At 34.7% G+C, this 1,023-nt stretch carries 1 protein-coding gene and 1 pseudogene; both read right to left on the reverse strand.

The window, feature by feature from the left end:
- Positions 1-33: 33 nt before the first annotated feature.
- On the reverse strand, positions 34-852 hold the full coding sequence (gene agaD, locus FHL06_RS14260; RefSeq protein WP_153387329.1) for a PTS galactosamine transporter subunit IID: 819 nt from the start codon (positions 850-852) through the stop codon (positions 34-36).
- Positions 842-1,023: pseudogene (locus FHL06_RS14560) on the reverse strand (PTS galactosamine transporter subunit IIC); the annotation flags it as partial. The pseudogene FHL06_RS14560 and the gene agaD, both read right to left, overlap by 11 nt.

The following is a 1,023-nucleotide window of genomic DNA, read 5'->3' on the forward strand; positions in this document are numbered from 1 at the left end:
CATAATTTCCATGTCCTGTAACGATTAACTTCATTATAGTACCCCCAACCATGAGAATAAGATAGCAAAGATAAATGTTGCCAAAATTAGAATAACTGGTGAAACATTCTTCTTTTTAAGTAGCCAATAAAGTAAGAATGTATAACCTAATGGCAAAATATTAGGAAAAATACGATCAAAGAATTGTGTTTGTAAAGCAATTGTATGACCTGCTGAAACAGGTATTTTTGTTTTAACAGAAATTTGAACATATGTAGCAATTAATCCACCAATAACAGTACATCCTAGGACACTTGCAGCATGTGACACAATAGCTGAATTTTCTCTAATTTTAGAAATTGCCTTTGTTCCTGTTGTATATCCTAATTGAGCAATTGGAATACGTGCAAAGAACATTGCTAGATAAACAAGGAAGAAAATCAATGGTCCTAAAATACTTCCTTGTTTAGCAAATGAAGCTGTAATACCGGCAACGATAGGTAAAATAGTGAACCAAGTAATCGCATCACCAATACCAGCTAAAGGTCCGAACAAAGCAATTCTCAAACCATCGATGGTTGAACGTTTCTCACCATTTTCTTCCAATGAAGCTTCAAGACCCATTAACAATGGGGCGGTGTAATTATTAGTGTTGATAAATTGTAGATTGGATTTCAAAGAATCAGCCAATCCCTCTTTATCATCCTTATAAATTTTCTTCAAAGCTGGCATCATAGCTAAAGTCCAGCCATCAGCCTGCATTCTCTCATAATTCATTGCAGATTGATTAAATAGAGATCTAATACCAAGCATTCTGACATCGTGCTTAGTCAATTTACCTCTTTTTGGAGTTTCAGTTTTTTTAGATTCCATCTTCATCATCTCCATTGTTATTGGCATTTTCCATAACTGCCTTCATTTTCTTTTCATTCTCAGCGTCTTTCTTACTTCTGTTATATTCGATCAAAGCAAGAGCTACACCGATAACAGCGACAGGCATCAAGTTTCCAAACTTAATGAAACATGCTGCTGTAAATCCAATTA

Origin of the sequence: Companilactobacillus halodurans (genome assembly GCF_009600985.1) — a bacterium.
Lineage (GTDB): Bacteria > Bacillota > Bacilli > Lactobacillales > Lactobacillaceae > Companilactobacillus > Companilactobacillus halodurans.